General features: G+C 46.8%; 20 protein-coding genes and 1 pseudogene. 13 read left to right on the top strand and 8 right to left on the bottom strand.

The annotated features are described in order from the left end of the window. Nucleotides 1-7 precede the first annotated feature (7 nt). Nucleotides 8-1,213 (bottom strand): alanine racemase, encoded by a 1,206-nt coding sequence (gene alr / locus QQ055_RS01425; protein WP_432805989.1) that lies wholly within the window; start codon nt 1,211-1,213, stop codon nt 8-10. 187 nt (nt 1,214-1,400) lie between these two features. Between alr and QQ055_RS01420 the strand changes: the two genes are divergently transcribed. From QQ055_RS01420 to QQ055_RS01370, 11 genes are all read left to right on the top strand, one after another. After that, nucleotides 1,401-1,898, top strand: coding sequence for an HNH endonuclease (locus QQ055_RS01420; RefSeq protein WP_283360172.1), 498 nt, complete (start codon nt 1,401-1,403; stop codon nt 1,896-1,898). Between the two features lie 294 nt (nt 1,899-2,192). Continuing rightward, a complete protein-coding gene (locus QQ055_RS01415; protein WP_071958167.1) occupies nt 2,193-3,431 on the top strand; it encodes a DHH family phosphoesterase in 1,239 nt (412 codons plus the stop codon). A gap of 27 nt (nt 3,432-3,458) precedes the next feature. Then, complete coding sequence (gene sixA, locus QQ055_RS01410; RefSeq protein WP_283360175.1) at nt 3,459-3,953, top strand: phosphohistidine phosphatase SixA; 495 nt, start codon at nt 3,459-3,461, stop codon at nt 3,951-3,953. A 133-nt stretch (nt 3,954-4,086) separates the two neighbouring features. After that, a complete protein-coding gene (locus QQ055_RS01405) occupies nt 4,087-5,226 on the top strand; it encodes a citrate synthase (RefSeq protein ID WP_283360176.1) in 1,140 nt (379 codons plus the stop codon). 250 nt (nt 5,227-5,476) lie between these two features. After that, on the top strand, nt 5,477-6,595 hold the full coding sequence (nuoH, locus tag QQ055_RS01400) for an NADH-quinone oxidoreductase subunit NuoH (protein ID WP_069967907.1): 1,119 nt from the start codon (nt 5,477-5,479) through the stop codon (nt 6,593-6,595). A gap of 42 nt (nt 6,596-6,637) precedes the next feature. Next, nucleotides 6,638-7,228, top strand: a complete 591-nt coding sequence (gene ndhI / locus QQ055_RS01395; protein ID WP_190567074.1) for an NAD(P)H-quinone oxidoreductase subunit I — start codon at nt 6,638-6,640, stop codon at nt 7,226-7,228. A 55-nt stretch (nt 7,229-7,283) separates the two neighbouring features. Next, nucleotides 7,284-7,901, top strand: coding sequence for an NADH-quinone oxidoreductase subunit J (locus QQ055_RS01390; protein WP_284474564.1), 618 nt, complete (start codon nt 7,284-7,286; stop codon nt 7,899-7,901). A 116-nt stretch (nt 7,902-8,017) separates the two neighbouring features. After that, a complete protein-coding gene (gene nuoK / locus QQ055_RS01385; RefSeq protein ID WP_069967904.1) occupies nt 8,018-8,329 on the top strand; it encodes an NADH-quinone oxidoreductase subunit NuoK in 312 nt (103 codons plus the stop codon). Between the two features lie 137 nt (nt 8,330-8,466). Continuing rightward, entirely contained in the window at nt 8,467-9,387 is a 921-nt protein-coding gene (locus QQ055_RS01380) for an NAD(+) kinase (protein ID WP_069967903.1), read from the top strand. Nucleotides 9,388-9,517: 130 nt separating this feature from the next. Then, nucleotides 9,518-10,000 carry a DUF7980 family protein gene (locus QQ055_RS01375; RefSeq protein ID WP_284474563.1) on the top strand — a complete coding sequence of 161 codons (483 nt, stop codon included), beginning with the start codon at nt 9,518-9,520 and terminating at the stop codon, nt 9,998-10,000. Between the two features lie 44 nt (nt 10,001-10,044). Next, the gene (locus QQ055_RS01370; RefSeq protein ID WP_283360179.1) at nt 10,045-10,842 is read left to right on the top strand and encodes a sulfite exporter TauE/SafE family protein; all 798 of its coding nucleotides are present in this window, start codon (nt 10,045-10,047) and stop codon (nt 10,840-10,842) included. A gap of 11 nt (nt 10,843-10,853) precedes the next feature. Here QQ055_RS01370 and QQ055_RS01365 read toward each other — a convergent pair whose 3' ends face one another. The 6 genes and pseudogenes from QQ055_RS01365 to QQ055_RS01340 all read right to left on the bottom strand — a co-directional run bounded on the left by QQ055_RS01365 (nt 10,854) and on the right by QQ055_RS01340 (nt 15,854). Then, complete coding sequence (locus QQ055_RS01365) at nt 10,854-11,333, bottom strand: DUF1634 domain-containing protein (protein WP_283360180.1); 480 nt, start codon at nt 11,331-11,333, stop codon at nt 10,854-10,856. 1 nt (nt 11,334) lies between these two features. Further along, entirely contained in the window at nt 11,335-12,168 is an 834-nt protein-coding gene (locus tag QQ055_RS01360; protein ID WP_349775303.1) for a sulfite exporter TauE/SafE family protein, read from the bottom strand. Nucleotides 12,169-12,277: 109 nt separating this feature from the next. Then, nucleotides 12,278-12,895, bottom strand: coding sequence for a hypothetical protein (locus QQ055_RS01355; protein WP_284474562.1), 618 nt, complete (start codon nt 12,893-12,895; stop codon nt 12,278-12,280). Nucleotides 12,896-12,920: 25 nt separating this feature from the next. Then, entirely contained in the window at nt 12,921-13,586 is a 666-nt protein-coding gene (locus tag QQ055_RS01350; RefSeq protein ID WP_284474561.1) for a cadmium resistance transporter, read from the bottom strand. Nucleotides 13,587-13,613: 27 nt separating this feature from the next. Continuing rightward, nucleotides 13,614-14,341, bottom strand: a pseudogene (locus QQ055_RS01345) (cadmium resistance transporter). A gap of 10 nt (nt 14,342-14,351) precedes the next feature. Further along, complete coding sequence (locus tag QQ055_RS01340; RefSeq protein WP_349775302.1) at nt 14,352-15,854, bottom strand: APC family permease; 1,503 nt, start codon at nt 15,852-15,854, stop codon at nt 14,352-14,354. 329 nt (nt 15,855-16,183) lie between these two features. Between QQ055_RS01340 and QQ055_RS01335 the strand changes: the two genes are divergently transcribed. Together QQ055_RS01335 and QQ055_RS01330 are read left to right on the top strand one after the other, a co-directional pair. Further along, a complete protein-coding gene (locus tag QQ055_RS01335) occupies nt 16,184-16,357 on the top strand; it encodes a hypothetical protein (protein WP_286004109.1) in 174 nt (57 codons plus the stop codon). A gap of 49 nt (nt 16,358-16,406) precedes the next feature. Beyond that, nucleotides 16,407-17,366: a LysR family transcriptional regulator gene (locus QQ055_RS01330; RefSeq protein ID WP_284474559.1), complete on the top strand. Its 960-nt coding sequence runs from the start codon at nt 16,407-16,409 to the stop codon at nt 17,364-17,366. On the opposite strand, the gene QQ055_RS01325 is transcribed toward QQ055_RS01330, so the two are convergent. Then, a complete protein-coding gene (locus tag QQ055_RS01325; RefSeq protein ID WP_284474558.1) occupies nt 17,333-18,178 on the bottom strand; it encodes a prohibitin family protein in 846 nt (281 codons plus the stop codon). The two genes, QQ055_RS01330 and QQ055_RS01325, sit on opposite strands and share 34 nt — an antisense overlap. Between the last annotated feature and the right edge of the window lie 249 nt (nt 18,179-18,427).

Genomic DNA, 18,427 nt, shown 5'->3' with positions numbered 1-18,427 from the left:
TAAATTTTTAAACCGCAACGCGCGGTAAGCGATGCTTAAAGCTGCACAGAATTTCCCAGGAAATGGTTCCTAAAGTTTCGGCCCAATCATCAGCCGAGATCGATTGATTGCCATCTGTCCCCAACAGCGTCACCACTTCACCCACCTGTAAATCGGGGATAGAACTGACATCGAGCATCATCTGATCCATTGTAATTGCCCCAACTTGGGGGACGCGCTGGCCGCGAATCAAGACTTGCAGCTTGTTCGAGAGGTTGCGGGGAACGCCATCAGCATAACCAATGCCGATGACGGCTAGGCGCAGATCGCGATCGGCAATATATTGATAACCATAGCTGACCCCCGTTCCGGCGGGAATATCTTTAACTTGGGTGACGCGTGCTTTAACGCCCATGACAGGTTTGAGATCAATTAACCCCTGACAATGAGGCGCTGGATATAACCCATAGGTGGCCAGACCCACGCGCACTAAATCGTAATGCAGGGCAGAATCGACTAAGGTGGCGGCAGAGTTAGCGAAATGGAGTTTGGGTAAGGGAATACCGGCGGCTTCAATAGTCCGAATTGCCTGCTGAAAGCGCTGGTGCTGCTGTTCCATAACGCGCGTATCGGGGCTGTCGGCGGTGGCGAGATGGGAATAAATACTTTGAATATCGAGGTTGGGTAGGTGGCGCACCAGTTGCACAAATTCAGCCGCGTCTTGCCACATTGTCCCTAAGCGAGACATGCCGGTATCGAGTTTGAGGTGAACCGGGAGGGTTTGCCCCATTTCCTTTAAGGTTTCGGCAAAGATTAGGGCTTGTTTAGAATTGCAGATGGTGGGCTGAAGTTGCCAATAGGCGATCGCTCTCACCTGTTCGGGGCTATGGACGGCCCCTAATAATAAGATCGGGGCTTGAATTCCAGCCGCCCGTAACTCAATGCCTTCGGGTATCGTCGCTACCCCCAGCCAGTTCGCCCCGGCATTTAAGGCAGTCTGTGCCACGCTGACGGCCCCATGTCCGTAAGCATCGGCTTTGACGACGGCCATCAACTGAGTTTTTGCAGCAAGCTGGCGTTTGAGTTGACGCACGTTATGGGTTAAGGCGTTCAAGTCAATTTCTACCCAAGCTCGCTGACAAAGCCAGTCTGTAGAGGATTCGCAACCCATTGAGGGTAGAGTTGGATACCCGCTTGGCTGTTTGACCCTTGGGGTTTGTTCCCAGCTCAACATAACCATTCACTCCTTACACCACACGAAATTGACACGCAGCGCTGTCAAGTTTATCCAGCAGTGTATCGGGGCTTCCGGATTTAGACAACTCTCTTGGGGGGCCAAAACCAGACTGGGATCTACCTGCCCAATGCTGGAATGGCTGTGCTAATCTTATGGAAAATCTTTACTTTAAAATCATCATCAAATGAGCAAGGTTCTGGTGCTGAACGCCTCTTACGAACCGCTCAATATCACAACTTGGCGGCGAGCGGTTGTCTTATTAATCAAGGGCAAAGCTGAACAGGTAGAGCATAATGGCAAATACCTCTACTCTGAATTTCCCCTGCCAACTGTGATTCGGCTGAGGCAATATATCCGGGTTCCCTATAAGGACATTCCCTTAACCCGACGAAATATCCTCCACCGAGATGGGCACTCTTGTCAATACTGCGGCTATACCGGAGACGAGTTAACCCTCGATCACGTCATGCCGCGATCGCGTCGAGGCGGCGATAGCTGGGAAAATATCGTCACGGCTTGCGTGCGCTGCAATATCAAAAAGGGCAACCGAACGCCAGAGGAAGCCAATATGAGGTTGCGTCACGCCCCTCGCAAACCCTACAGCAGTCTTTACTTTGAAGTGACCCGACACTTAAAAAGTGGGACGCACCAAGAGTGGAAAAAGTACGTTATTGGGATTTAGCCCCCTGTCGTTGAGAGCGTCAGGGGGTTTTTACATAGGTTTAGGCGATCTCCTCACCGGGTTTACTGGGTTAAGGGCTTGTGCAGTCAAGGTTACAGGCCATCAATGGGGCGATCGCTACCTCACTTGCCGATCGGAATCAACCCGAAGACGGTGCAACTTTGCCTTTTTTTTGTCAAGATCGATAAAGAAGGGTAAAGACTAACACCGCCTTTGTGCTGAGGTCAGCAACCTGCCACCTTTGGACGGTGCCAAGTTTTTGAACTGCAATTTCTTCACCAAACGCCCAATCCAATGCAATCTCGACCGAGTTATGAATCCCCTGATGGTGCGAACGAGAGGACAAAGCCAACCTCAGTTATCGAGCATCCCGCGAAACCGTCGCTAGTGGGACATACCACAAACTTTATTCACCGATCGGTTACGCAAAAAGTGGAAAGCCTGCGGCAAACCTTAGAGCGTCATCGGGGAAATCGCCATTTGGCGATTATTCAAGACTGTCCCGACCCCGATGCTTTATCCTCAGCTTGGGCTTATAAACTGATTGCCCAAGAGTATGATATTCAGTGCGATATCGTCTATGCCGGAACCCTCAGCCACCAAGAAAATATTGCCTTGGTGAAGTTGACAAGCTTGCCCGTACAGCGTTGGACGCCTCAAGTCGCAAAAACAAAGGACTTATCCGTCTATCAGGGCTGTGTTTTTCTCGATAACCAAGGGACAACCAGCCAACTGACCGAACTGGTGCAAAAAATGGGCTTGCCCGTCGTTGTGGTGATTGACCATCACTCGCCGCAAACCGACTTAAAGCCAGAGTTTAGCGATATTCGTCCGGATATTCGGGCAACAGCGACCATTTTAACCCAATACTTGCAAGCCGGGTTGCTGGCACTCGATAGTGCCAATAGCCAGCATGTTAAATGCGCCACCGCCCTGATACATGGGATTCGTTCCGATACCAATAGTTTGCGCCAAGCCCTAGAAGAAGACTTCCTCGCCGCCGCCTTTTTATCGCGATTTTACGACCCGCAGATGTTAGAGACGGTGCTGCAAGCCTCGCGTTCCAAGCGCGTCATGGAAGTGATCGAGCGATCGCTCAGAAACCGCCTCGTCCAGAATAACTTCTCCATCGCTGGCGTCGGCTATCTGCGCTACGACGATCGCGACGCCATTCCCCAAGCGGCCGACTTCCTCGTCACCGAAGAAAACGTGCATACCGCCGTCGTCTACGGTCTGGTTCACGACGAAGACGAAGACCTCGAAGTCGTCATTGGTTCCCTACGGACTAGCAAGCTGACCCTCGATCCCGACGAATTTATTAAGGAAGCCTTCGGCCAAGATGCTCAAGGGCGGTTCTTTGGCGGCGGGCGATCGCAAGCAGGCGGCTTTGAGATTCCCCTCGGCTTCCTATCGGGTTCCAACGATAACCCCGAATACGCCAAACTCAAGTGGAACGTCTACGACACCCAAGTCAAACAAAAGCTCCTGCACTTGGTCAACCCCGATCAAAACTATCCCGACAGTGTAGACTAATCACGAGCGTTCAGTCGGGTCACTAACATGGAGCTTTATCTAATTCGTCATGGGATAGCCGCCGATCGCGAAGCCTACGAACGCGATCGCGACCGTCCCTTAACCGAAGAGGGGCGTAAAAAAACCCAAAAAGTTGCCAAACGCCTGCGATCGTTAGACCTAAACTTCGATCTAATCCTCACTAGCCCCCTGATCCGCGCCCGCCAAACCGCCGAAATCCTCCTCAGCCAGCACCTAGCCCCCCTGCTGCAAGAGTCCGAACACCTAGCCCCAGAAGGCGAACTCCAAGCCTGGTTAGCTTGGCTCAATTCCAAGACCGCCCCCCAAGGCCAGCGCCTCGCCCTCGTCGGCCACCAGCCCAACCTCGGAGACTGGACAGAAACCCTGGTGTGGGGAACCCCCAAAGGCGCGATCGCCGTAAAAAAAGCCGGAGTCATTGGTCTTGAACTCCCCAACCCCGACGCCCCCATCGGTCGCAGCACCCTATTTTGGCTATCGCCACCGCGTATGCTGCTGTCTTGAGTTCTTGACAGCCCCGTTTGAATTTTGAAGCATTCCAGCCCCTTCCCCAGCAGCATTCATTTGCTTGAGGAAAGTGTTTTTGATACCCTGATAACCAGTTCATTTCACCTCATCACAGGCAAACCACACAGCCATGTCCATCGTCTGCGAATTTAAGCCCGGACTCGAAGGAATACCCGCCAGCCAATCCAGCATCAGTTACGTCGATGGACAACAGGGTGTGCTGGAATATCGGGGAATTCCGATTGAGAAACTTGCGACCCATAGCACTTTTCTGGAAACCACCTACCTGCTGATTTGGGGTCAACTCCCCACAACCGCAGAACTTGCCGCCTTTGAACAAGAAATTCGGTATCATCGACGCATCAAATACCGCATTCGGGACATGATGAAATGCTTCCCCGAAAGCGGTCATCCGATGGACGCCCTGCAAGCTTCAGCCGCCGCTTTGGGACTCTTTTATTCGCGGCGGGCCTTAGATAACCCTGAATACATTCGGGCCGCTGTCGTCCGTCTGGTGGCAAAAATTCCGACAATGGTCGCCGCTTTCCAAATGATTCGCAAGGGGAACGACCCCATCCAACCCCGCGACGATCTCGACTATGCGGCCAACTTCTTGTACATGCTCAACGAACGCGAACCCGATCCCCTCGCGGCCAAAGCATTTGATGTTAGCTTAACCCTCCATGCCGAACATACCATGAACGCTTCGACGTTCTCGGCGCGAGTCACCGCTTCTACCCTCACCGACCCTTACGCCGTCATTGCGTCAGCGGTGGGAACCTTGGGCGGGCCGTTGCATGGTGGGGCGAATGAAGAAGTGATCTCCATGCTTGAAGAGATTGGTTCGGTAGGCAACGTGCGAGCGTATGTAGAGCGCTGCATTCAAGAAAAATCGAAGATCATGGGATTTGGGCATCGCGTCTATAAGGTGAAAGACCCCCGCGCGATTATTTTGCAAGACCTCGCCGAACAACTGTTTGCAAAGTTCGGCTCCGACAAATACTATGACATTGCCCTAGAACTAGAGCGCGTCGTCGAAGAGAAATTCGCCCACAAAGGGATTTATCCCAACGTTGATTTCTACTCCGGTCTGGTGTATCGCAAGATTGGGATTCCCACCGACTTGTACACGCCCGTATTTGCGATCGCGCGCGTCGCGGGCTGGCTCGCCCACTGGAAAGAACAACTCGCCGAAAACCGGATCTTCCGACCCACCCAAGTCTACATGGGCAACCACGATATGCCCTACATCCCCATCGAAGAACGCTAAAACCCTACACAACTCTAACGATTGGATGCGCTGCGCGATCGCGCGATCGCATCCGATTTTTTGCGACCCATTGAGCAGACTCAATCCTACCCTGCACATTTACTGATTGACAAATCTCAGATTTGTCTCAAAACACAGTAAAAAAACTTTAAAATTTACAACAGAGCCGCGAACTATTGCTTGTCAGTAGAATCGGCACTGCTGAGAGCTTGGCATCTAGCCCAAGTGTGACCTTTCATATCATTCAAGTATGAATTCAGGAATTGACTTACAAGGAAGCTTTATCGATCTCCTCATGGGATTCGGTCTTCCCGCTAGCTTGGCAAAACTCCTTTGGATACCCCTGCCAATGGTGCTAATGCTGCTGGGAGCGACCGTTGGAGTCCTAGTGAGCGTATGGTTAGAACGGAAAATTTCTGCGGCCGCCCAACAGCGCATTGGCCCAGAATACATGGGCCCCTTTGGGTTTTTGGCCCCAGCAGCCGATGGCTTAAAGCTGGTATTTAAAGAAGACATTATCCCCGCTAAGTCAGATCCACTTCTCTTCACCTTGGGCCCGGCTCTAGTGGTTATCCCGGTCTTTTTGTCTTACTTAATTGTTCCCTTCGGGCAAAACTTGGTGATTACCGACTTGGGAATTGGCGTATTTTTGTGGATCGCCCTTTCCAGTATTGCCCCCATTGGCTTGCTGATGGCGGGTTACTCCTCCAATAACAAATACTCCCTACTAGGAGGTCTCAGAGCCGCAGCCCAATCAATTAGCTATGAAATTCCTCTGGCGCTATCGGTTTTAGCCGTCGTCATGATGTCGAATTCCCTTAGCACCATTGATATTGTTAACCAGCAATCGGGCTATGGGATTTTAGGCTGGAATATTTGGCGTCAACCCGTCGGTTTTATCATCTTTTGGATTGCAGCCTTAGCCGAATGCGAGCGCTTACCCTTTGACTTACCCGAAGCCGAAGAAGAACTCGTCGCCGGATATCAAACCGAGTATTCCGGGATGAAATTTGGCTTATTCTATGTCGGTTCCTACGTCAACTTAATCCTGTCGGCTCTATTATTTGCCGTGATTTACCTGGGTGGGTGGGAATCTCCCATTCCAGTCGGCTTTTTGACCAACCTGATTGGAGTTAGCGAAACCACCCCTTGGTTGCAGGTCATTACCGCCAGCCTGGGGATCGTGATGGTGCTGTTCAAAGCTTACCTGCTGGTTTTCCTCGCCGTACTGCTGCGGTGGACAGTTCCCCGCGTTCGGATTGACCAACTTTTAGATTTGGGATGGAAATTCTTACTTCCCGTCTCGCTGGTTAACCTCTTGCTAACAGCCGGGTTAAAACTGGCCTTCCCGTTTGCTTTTGGCGGTTAATTAGCGAATCCTCTATTTTGTTCTCGCCAGGGAGACACCATGCTGAAATTCTTAAAACAAGTTACGGACTACACCAAAGGTGCGGTACAAGCCGCTCAATATATTGGACAAGGTTTAGCCGTTACCTTCGATCACATGCAACGGCGACCCGTTACGGTGCAATATCCCTACGAAAAGCTGATTCCCTCCGAACGCTATCGGGGACGAATTCACTTTGAATTTGACAAATGTATTGCTTGTGAAGTTTGCGTTCGCGTTTGTCCCATTAACTTACCCGTCGTGGATTGGGAATTTAACAAAGAAACCAAAAAGAAACAACTCAAGCATTACAGCATCGACTTTGGGGTTTGTATCTTCTGTGCTAACTGCATTGAGTATTGTCCGACCAACTGCTTATCGGCAACAGAAGAATACGAGCTATCGGCCTACGATCGCCATGAGTTGAATTACGACAACGTGGCAATGGGTCGCATTCCGTATAAAGTCACCAACGACCCAATGGTGCAGCCGCTGCGCGAATTTGCTTACCTACCCAAAGGCGTTGATAACCCGCATGAGGTGCCTCATACAGCTCCGCGTGCTGGGAAGCGGCCGGAAGAGATTTTAGAAGAAATGGAGAAAGCTAAGGGGTAATCGGGCCTGAATTCAGGTGCGAATCGCTCGTTAGCTGTTAGCAAAGGAAAAAGTTGTGAACTTAGCAGAAGGCGTTCAACTCGTTTCATTTGGCGTTCTGGCACTGATGATGATTAGTGCCGCGCTAGGCGTGGTGCTGTTGAGTAATATTGTTTACTCAGCCTTTTTACTGGGGGCCGTGTTTATTAGCATTGCTGGCATGTATATTTTGCTGAATGCTGGCTTTGTGGCGGCGGCTCAAGTGGTGATTTACGTCGGTGCTGTCAACGTCTTAATCTTGTTCGCGATTATGTTGGTGAACAAGCGCGAAGACTTTAAGGTGATACCAAGAGCTTGGATTCGGCAAGTGTCTACGGCGGTGGTCTGTGCGGGCTTATTTGCCCTGTTGAGCGTTATGGTATTATCGACGCCGTGGAGCTATGCAACAGAGGCGATCGCCGGAGATGCAGCTACCGTTATTATCGGTCAGCATTTCTTTAGCGATTTTCTCTTGCCCTTTGAATTAGCCTCCGTCCTATTATTAATGGCGCTTGTGGGCGCGATTATTCTGGCGCGTCGCGAATTCCTACCGGACGATGTGCCAGCCGATGCCACCCAATCCCCGATTCTGACGTTACCTGAGCGTCCGCGCGATTTAATCGGAGCCAATACGGAGGGTTTAGATCGAAGCTAGCGCTTTCAGCAGTAGGCGTTGGGAAAACCCAAATCGGGAGTTTTCAATCTGGGACATTGCTCTGCTGCCAATGTCCCTCTTGCTAAACAGAATGTCCGTTAAGCCTTAGAGGAATCATGGTTTTACAACTGCAATATTTTTTACTGTTGGCTGCGGCGCTGTTCTGTATTGGGATCTATGGTTTGATTACCAGTCGCAATGCGGTGCGCGTCTTGATGTCGATTGAGCTATTGTTGAATGCGGTCAATATCAATTTGATGGCATTTTCTAACTTTTTAGACTCCCTGGCGATTAAGGGTCAAGTGTTTGCCGTTTTTGTAATTACAATTGCGGCGGCTGAAGCGGCGGTGGGTTTGGCGATCGTGCTAGCCATTTACCGCAACCGCGATACGGTGGATATGGAGCAGTTTAACCTGCTGAAGTGGTGAACGATAAGCTTAAGTAGGGTAAGAGCTTACCCTACTTGCTGGTTTTTGTCTTTTGAACTGTGGCTAGAAACGTTAGGACACAGTACACTATCCAAATACTCGCCTAAAGTGAGTTTTAACTCAGCACGCTTTTTGCTGTGGATCTCAAACAAGTTATTATTGCTCATAAAGCAGGTGACAGTGATAGTCGGCGCTGGGCTGAAAAATGTGCCAGACAGCTTGAAAGCCGCAATTGTCGCGTGTTGCTCGGTCCTAGCGGCCCCAAGGATAATCCTTATCCGGTCTTTTTATCTTCTGTCACCGAAAGGATCGATTTAGCCTTGGTTTTGGGGGGAGATGGGACAGCATTAGCGGCGGCGAGACATTTAGCCGCCGATGGTATCCCCATTTTGGCAGTGAATATTGGCGGAACGTTGGGCTTTTTAACCGAGTCCATTGAGATGTTTAGCGACACCGAACGGGTTTGGGATCGGCTGTCGGAAGACCGTTATGCGGTGCAACGGCGGATGATGCTGAGTGCGACGGTGTTTGATGGCGATCGCCGCGACGCTGAACCCCAGAGCGATCGCTTCCTCGCTTTAAATGATATGTGCGTTAAACCCGCCTCTGCCGATCGGATGATTACCTCTATTTTGGAAATGGAAATTGATGGGGAAGTCGTCGATCAATATCAAGGCGATGGCTTAATTGTTTCGACGCCAACGGGTTCGACTTGTTACAACGTTTCCGCCAACGGGCCGATCGTGCATTCTGGGATGGAGGCGATCGCAGTTACGCCTATTTGTCCTTTAAGTTTAGCCAGCCGTCCGATTATTCTCCCTTCCGGTTGCGTGGTGAGTATTTGGCCGTTGGGAGATTACGAACTCAATACTAAATTGTGGACGGATGGAGTGATGGCGACTTCCATTTGGCCCGGACAGCGCGTTGATGTGAGAATGGCAGACTGTCAGGCCAAATTTATTATCTTGCGGGAAAACTATTCCTACTACCACACCCTCCGAGAAAAGCTGCAATGGGCGGGGGCAAGAATTCAGTATAGTAACAATCACCGCAATTGACATTTATTTTTCTCCCTCAATGCGCGGAGACTTGGCATTTAGCCTATCTGTGAGATTCCCATTTCTCTATGGCTAATGCTCAGTCTTTTTAATGATAAAATACGGTAACTACATCAAGATACTGTACTTTATGAAAGACTCGCTTACATCTCCTCAACCCCATACTGTAGAGGAATCCAAGGAGCCTAACTCCTCACGACGGTTTTGGCTTAAACGACTGTGGGGGGGAGGTTTGGTGGTACTGGGTTATCTGCTCTCCCCGTTATCGTGGTGGAACGATCTATTTTTCAATCTGCCGTTCGCCTATGGATTAGGTTATGTTGCCAGCTATATTTCCCCTAAAATCTTTTTGCCTGCTGCGATCGCGGGATACTGGCTCTCGAACATTGCGGGAATCCTGCTAATGCAACTGGGGATTGGAGAAGTTCTTCAGAACAAAACCCAAGAGCGAAATTTAAAAAAAGAACTACTCGCAGGTGTCGCTTCCTCAACACTCTACAGCCTAGCGATCTTGGGGCTAATTTACTTTCATATTTTGGAAACGCCCAATTTAGGGCTAGAAAACCCTGCATTCAGCTTAAACGCGCTGTTGTCTTTTGGTAGCGATCGCTAATTGTTCTGGTTACAGCATTCACCCAAAGAGCCTTTCTAAACTGTATGCATTACTTATCGCTTTCTGCCTTGAGTTTCCTAGTGGGTATCGTAGTTGGTTTAACCGGAATTGGAGGAGCTTCTCTAATTACCCCCATGCTCATTTTTGGATTTCAAGTCCCAGTTTCGGTTGCGGTGAGTTCTGATGTCGTCGCCGCCACCTTAATGAAAATTGTAGGCAGTGCCAAACACTGGCGGCAACAAACCATCGATCTTCAAGCCGTGACGTGGTTGGTGTCAGGAAGCGTACCCGGATCGCTCTTAGGGGTGAGCCTGTTGCACTGGATACAGCAAATTGAAACCCTCAACTTAGATCGGATTTTACTGCGGCTGCTAGGAGTTGCGATTTTAGCGATCGCCAGCATCGCCTTAGTACAACTGTTAGTGATGAGCGCAACTCCCTCATTTCAATTTCCTCTCCCCCCAAAACTGAACCTTAAAACCCTGACTGGACGAATTATTGCAGTCTGCATTGGTGCAATTTTAGGATGCATTGTCGGCATGACTAGCGTTTCATCGGGATCGATGTTTGCGATCGTTCTGGTGACGCTTTTTCAATTAGACGCTCAAAAACTGGTTGGCACCGACTTAACCCAAGCCGCCATCCTCCTCAGCGTTACCTCTCTCGGTCACTTCACCCTAGGTACAGTAGACTGGAATTTAGTGATTCCTATTTGGATCGGTTCCGTTCCAGGAGTCTTATTAGGGGCCAAACTCTGCCAGATTGCTCCTCAGAAAATCTTACGCTTTGCCGTATACCTGATGTTAGTTATGGTGAGCTGGAGATTAGCCCACTTTACTTGAGTCAGTCCACCTCAAAAATAGGCACCCAATAAGCTGTACAGCAAACCGCAGATTACAAAACCTGTAAGCAAGCTGTAAATGAGGTCTTGTTGCTTGATAAAAAAGATAAAAGCAACTAGAACGCGTAATACAGGCGTTGCCATTAAAAATAATAAACCTAACTGAATAATACCCAATCGATTGCCCGAAAGAACTCCACGCACTATCCCCACCGGGGAGCAAAACATCACAGGCTCCCCACGAAAAATGTGGTAGTTAACAGGTTCTGCTCCATAGTGCATTAAATATAAACCTCCCCCCAAAAGCACAGTAATTGTCGCCATCCAAACACCACCTCTAAGTAACTCACTGAGTAACCGTCCCAGGCGATCATCTGGTGTTTGTTCATTGTGGAGCGCATTAGCACAATGTTCCGATAAATCAACAGCCTCACCGGAGATATGCTCAATTGCGATCGAGAGGCTTTGAACTTCGGGTTCCAATTGCGGCATTCTATATTCCTCCCAATGTGTTGTAAACCATTTTGAATGACATTACGACCAGCACTAGACTAAATACTACGCGCAAAACACTCACGTTTGTCCCGGCTAGCGCTTTAGCCCCAAGCAAAGCTCCAGGAAATACCCCCAACATCACGGGCATAGATAAACCCGGATCGATATAACCTCTAGCTAAATAAACTCCCGCAGACACAGCAGCCGTAACGCCAATCGTAAAACTACTGGTTGTTGTTGAAACTTTAAACGGCAAGCGCATGACTTGATCCATTGCCAAAACTTTCAATGCCCCAGAACCAATACCTAGCAGTCCTGATAACACGCCAGCCAAAGACATTAATCCAAACCCAAAAGGCACTGAATAGGGTTGATAGGCTCTCATCCCGTCAGGTGTCGGATAAGTTCCATTAAGCTTCAAGTGATGGGCAATGGAGTTATCTGAAGCTATAGAATATTCTTCGGATCGAGGTTGTTGAGCCAGGTAAGCAGAATACAGTAAAACAATAGCTAGAACAAGGGTGAGTAATTTGAGAGGAATGACTGTAGCTAGCAATGCCCCAATTATGGCACCGAGGGTTGTAGCTACCTCCAAAAACATCCCTAATCTTAAATGAGTATAGCCCTGTCGAATATAGGAGGAGGCCGCAGCACAAGAGGTGGCAATAACAGAAACGAGAGACGCACCGATCGCGTAGCGAATATCTACGCCAAAGACTGAGGTTAACAACGGTACGATCACGACACCGCCACCCAGGCCGGTTAAAGCTCCCAAGAAACCCGCCATAAATGAACCGATCCATACTAATAAAGAAAATTCTAGAACGTTCAGATGCTTACTCCTAAGTTGAAATCAGGTGAGTTACTAAAAGCGTTAGTGGAGGGAAAGAGAAAATGTGATGTATTCTCTTTTCCCTTTTCGTTCTAATCTGCAAGGATGACTAATCTACGGGGGCGTTCGGAAATTGGGAATTTAGATCGGCTTGGGTAAGATCGGGAATTTCCCAATTAATTTCTCCTGCTTTGACGACATTGGCTGGAGGTAAGTTAAATTCAATTTCTCCTGTTTCAGCATTTTCAGTCAATACAATCTGGGTGCCTGGTAAAATTTTAAAAGCGCTTGCGCTGTCTATAGTGAGTCCAGCAACTTTGGCATCATTGGGCAAATAAACACCTTGACACGCCCAATCATCATCTGTTTCTTCACCGGGAGAGAGGAGGTAAATAATACTATCAAAGGTTGAAGCTGATTTCTTGGGTTTTTCTCCATAAATGGCGACTGTTTGAGTGGTTTCGTTGCGACAAGTTGTATCTTCTCCAGTTTCGATGATGTATTTTTGGTACTTTAATTGGTTGATTTGTTGACTGACCTCTGCTGGAGTCATGCCTTCAGGTAGCGTATTATCTTGTTGAGCTTTTGTTAGTTCGGTTAGGGATTGGGTAATGGTTAGATAGTCAGGGTTTTTGTCAATGGGAGGGCTGTCGGCTAAAGCGGGTTGAACGGAGCAAACATTGAGGATTAATACGATAGCAAGAGCCAAGGCTTTGAGGATTTTCATTGAGTTCTCCTGAGAAATCAAAGAGTTACGAGAAGGGAAGAAGGCGAAGGAGTTGATAGCTTTTACTTTCTATCAAGATAAATAGTCCTAAGCCAATTAAAAAAACTGGGACAAGGGTTTGACCGTAGCGGCTTAAAATATGGGCGATCGCTGGAAATTGCACAAGTCGATAAGCTACAATGCACCAAATTGCAACAAACACCATAAAGACCAGGAGAATGATACTTAAGGTTGCCCAATTAGAGCTTGCAAATAAGGGGACATAAATTCCAATGTTGTCTCCTCCATTGGCAATGGTAATTGCTGCGATGCTGTAAGTTTGCGGAGCCAGAAAAACAATCGATCTGGAAGCTCTTGAAGGCTTTTGAGTGGAATTTACAATCTTGTCTGAAACAGCTTGTACTTCATTCGCTTCTCGGTCTGGACTTAACCCTTGTTTGAATCCAATGGCAATGGGCAAAATCCCCAGCAAGCCAATCCATTCTCTAGCAATGAACAAGCCACCGAAGAAGCCAGGAAGACTGAGCAAAACTAGAACTGCAAATCCTAGATATTTACCGAGGACAATCTGTTGAGGACGAAATGTAGAATTCACTTGACCAAAGAATATCATCGAGATGACTAAATCATCGATATTGGTGGCAATAAAAGCACTCATTCCAGCTATTGTTGCTTGTACAATTGAACCCATGATCGTGGTGTAATCGGAACAGCTTTCTCAATTTTCCTCGATATCTGGGAGCGCAACTTCAGGAGATTGCCCAATGTTGCGAAACAGATGCAAGCTGCATAAGCCGACAATGGTTAATGCCAACACGGCTAACCCTCGATTTTCTAAGGTGTGGCTGTCGAGCAAAATTAACAGACCTAAGCCAATCAAGACAAAGGGAACAAGTTGGTTCCCGTAACGAGTCAGGATTTGAGCGATCGCTGGCAGTTGTACTAAGCGATGGGCGATATAACACCAAACCCCTACTAGAGCAAAGAACACGAGTAGGATAATACTCAAGCTTTGTGCGGTACTGCTGGCAAAGATAGGAACATAAATCCCGATATTGTCTCCCCCATTGGCAAAGGTGACGGCTGCGACACTGAAGGACTGAGGAGAAAGAAAATCACTGCACCAGAACGAAGATACTGATGGCAAATCTTGGCAGTTGTCACTTTCATCGGTATGAGGATCGAGCAGGCGATTGAGGGCGATCGCGATCGGCACAATACCTAATAGTCCAATCCAAGGACGCGGTAAAAATAGACTGCCAAAAAACCGGGTAGACTGACGGCGACTAAGGCTGCAAAGCCCAAATACTGTCCTGCAACAATATGCCGGTGTCGGAGGGCTGAATTCGCTTGCGAAAAGAAGAGTAACAAAATGAGAATGTCATCTAGATTCGTTGCGGTAAAAGCTGCAAATCCTGTGGAAATAGCACTCAAAAACTCGCTCATACAAGGTGTCTCAGTCTTCGTAAGAGTTGATAGGTTGAGCCGTGGGTACCGTTATGGGTTCAAGGGTAGAAAAGCGTTCGTGGACTTCTTCGATACTTTGTTGCATGGCATGAATTAACCGAGGAGAGCGAATGCGTTGAATAAAAAACCATCCGCAAGTTACGCTCAGGTAAACCACAAATAGGTAAGGAAACCAACAATAGGGGGCTTCCGGTACGGGGAACAGGTCACTGCCAGGAATACCGATGCTTCCCAGTACGGGCAAACTCATGAAAGCAACACCTAATGCTGAAAATACAAGATCTCGCGATCGCAACTTGTTGAGTTTCAGCAGGTACACAGGGGCAGCAATAGAGATCAGCACATAAACGGTCAAAAAGCCGTAGCTGGCAATTGCCCCCAAATATCCCATGCTCTCAAACAGGGGAACGCCAAGCATAGAGAGCAGTCCCGGAATGAAGAACATGAGGAGCGAACACAACGTCACTGCAATATGAGGGGTGCGATTAAAGCTATGAGCTTTTCCTAATAAGGAAGGAAACAATCCGTGACGCGCCATCGTAAAACAGATTCGCGCTGCTGGTGTAATACTCCCTAAAACGCAGGAAAAGAAGCTGAATAAGGCGCTGAAAGCAACTAAATCCCCTAGAATCCCGACGCCAGCGCGATCTGCGAGAAACCCTAGGGGTTCTTCAGTTGTTGTAATTGAAACGCCAGTACCGCTAAATCCGAGAATTTCGATATAGGCAGTCAGGGTAAAAAACAGTCCTGCCACAATCGCGCTTCCCATGACAGCTCTAGGAATGGAGCGTAAGGGATCTTTTGCCTCATCTCCTAGAGAAGTTGCACTTTCAAAGCCAGAGAAGGCAAACAACACTAAGACAAGTCCCATTGCAATCCCCCCTGGCGTTGTGTCGCGTAGGGTAAGTTGCGACCCATCAATTGCAAAGCCTGCGTTCATCCAAATGATTGCTGCTAATACAACAATCAGGACAATTGAAGTTCCCTCCAAGCACAGCATTGCCATTGCTGAAAGCTGAATATCTTTATAGCTGGCATACCAGGCGATCGCAGCTCCAATAGCGAGCAAGGTAATGGTGGAAAAATGGATTCCGACATGTCCCAGTAATAAACCGCTAAAGTTAGCCAATCCACATAAAACGGACATGCCAGTAAATAAGTAAGCTAGAACTAAACTCCAGCCACAAATTACTCCAGCAGTCGGATTTAAACCTTTGACAATATAGGAATAGAGAGAACCTGGTGAGGCGGAACGACTGGCGAACTGATTAATGTTAATTCCAACAAACATGAGTCCTACCATTCCGATTAAAAAACTCAGCCAAGTTCCATTTCCGGCTAAAGCCACAATCAGTCCCAGATTAGATGCGGGAATGGTTGTGGGGGCAATCACTGCAAAGGATTGAGCGAGGACTTCTCCAAAGGGAAGGCATTCAGGCTTTAATCCATGAAAGCTACGAGTCGCTTTTGACTGTGACCGATCGGCGACCATGAGGCAAAATCTCACAAATGTATAAGGTAGAGACGAGCGATCGCTTTTAAATCACCCGCTTGAGGTCTAACAAGTTTGCTGGCTTGAGACTTATTGACTAATTTATGGGGAGGGATTGATACAATCAAATACTCTTTTTTTCAAAACGATAACTTGAGTTTATTGATGACTTGAATTTAAGGGCTTACTAATACAATCAATAGAGTCAAATCCTTGTCACTGCTAGGCTTTGCAATCTACGGTTTTTTGGTAGGATTGTCGTTGATTCGCATGAATTTTTGGCTCAAGTCGCTAATTTTTAGCCTTAGATTCTCTTAAGTCATTAAACAATGAAAAATTCAGGATTTCTTTATCATTGGTTGTTTTTTGTCATTTTAAAGACAGACAAGAGCAATAACCCTTACTCTTTTCACCTGCTGATTGCCCTCCTTAAACCTTGTCTGGCAGGGATTGTGAGGATTGCGTTGTTGAAAAAACTGTGGCATAATCAGCAAATCTACTAAAACTTGATCAAGTTACCGGATTAAATTGAGGTTCAGCAATGGTACAGTAATGACGCTTGAGCAATTGCGAATTTTTATAGCAGTCGCTAAACATCTTCATTTCACTCGTGCTGCCGAAGAGCTTTACATCACTCAGCCTGCGGTAAGCGCAGCAGTAAATAGCTTGGAAAAGGAGTATGAAGTCAAACTCTTTCATCGTGTTGGGCGACATATTGAAATTACAGAAGCAGGAAAATTCTTGGAGATTGAAGCCCAAAAAATTATCGCTCAAGTCATCTCGATGGAGCGTGGGCTACAAGAATTAAACAGCTTTCAGAGGGGAGAATTGCGACTAGGATCGAGTCTCACCATCGGTAACTACTGGCTTCCGGATCGCATTAATCGATTCAAACAACACTATCCACGAATCACTATTCATTGCAGCTTGGGAAATGCTGAAGAAATTTGCGATAAAACAGCATCAGGAATAGTTGACATTGGCTTAATTACCGGCAGTATAAAAAATTCGCTTAGAAGCGTTTTGATGCAACAAGTTGTAGGGAGCGATCGTTGGCAAATTGTAGTAGGCAAAAACCATCCTTGGTACAACCGCAAAACGATTTCAGCCGATGAGATTATGACTTCCTCTTGGATTATTCAAGAACCTGGATCTGGAATTAGAGAAGTCTTTGAGACAACTCTAGAACAGTTAGGAGTCGATCCGCTAAACCTTAAAATAGAATTGGTTTTAACAAGTAGTGAAATGGTCAAACGAATTGTAGAAAAAAGCAACAGTGCGGCTGCTATTTCAGAGTTGATGTTAACCAATGAGTTACAATTGGGCAGCTTGCATACCGTTAAGATAATTGCTCCTAAAAAAAATGGACATCTAGGAACCTTAGACTTGGTTAGACCCATTTTAATGTTAATTCATAAAGAACGCTTTCAAGGTCGAATTTCTCTCGCTTTTTCTCAACTCTTAGTTAACTCTATTTATCAGCGACAAGTGGGAGAAGAGCAATCCGTATGACGTTCAAACAACTGATTTAAATCAACCACTCTAGTTGTCTCATTGCCGATGATTAAAGGTAGAATTCCATTCCATTTATCAATCGTGAGCTTTTCTAAAACTTCTGGCGTTAAATTTTCCTTGATTAAGCGCTGTGCTTCTGCTTCTCCCTTTGCTAAATTGACTCTTGCTTCTGCTTCTTTGATAGCTTTTATTGCTACAAATTCTGCACGTTTTGCTTCCTGTTCAGCAATCTGTTTGGCTTCTACAGCTTCACTAAATCGTGTAGAGAAATGAATATGAACTAAAGAAATATCATCAACTTCAAGATAATAAGGATTTAAGCGAATGGTTAGTAATTCATCAACTCCAGATTTAACTTCTTCTCGCCTAGTGATAATTTCTTCGGCTGTATATTTAGCCATAACAGCCTTTAAAACCTCTTCTATCGCTGGATTAATAATTCGAGAGATGATGGCTTGTTTATTACCGATTTGTTGGAAACATAAATTAACCTTATCTGGTGCAATGTGCCAATTAAGGGCAACATCAGTATAAACTTCTTGTAAGTCCTTAGAAGAAGACTCTGCGGAAAGTTCTTGATTTTGAACGCGAACGCTCATTTTTTGAATAGTATGCATTCCTGGGATAATAAAATGCAACCCTTCATCTAATATTTGTTCTTGAACTTTTCCAAACTGCATCAATACTCCTCGTTCTCCAGCATTAACGATCGCACAAAATTGAATTGCCAAAAAAATCAAAATAAAAATTAATAGGATATTTCTAGCAATAACTGAGTCATTTAATGTTTTTGTTTGTTTTGTGGGCATAAGACGTTCTGAAAAATTTCAAAATAAAGGACAAAAACCATTCTATCTAATTCAATATTTTTTCAATCGCGTGCATTCATTTACTAGATTTAACGTGATTGACAGTTGGGCTATCTTTATCATGTCTTTGTGACTTTGTACTGCTTTTTTTTAAATTATATATGATAAAATACTAAAATACAGTCAACTTACTGTACTTTCCAAAAGACATACTTAGCTTGCTATCATGTTTTGGCGATCGTCACCAGT

This window comes from Geitlerinema calcuttense NRMC-F 0142 (assembly GCF_030285425.1).
Note: the sequence above shows the minus strand (reverse complement) of the source record. Positions and strands in the feature narration are given on the sequence as shown.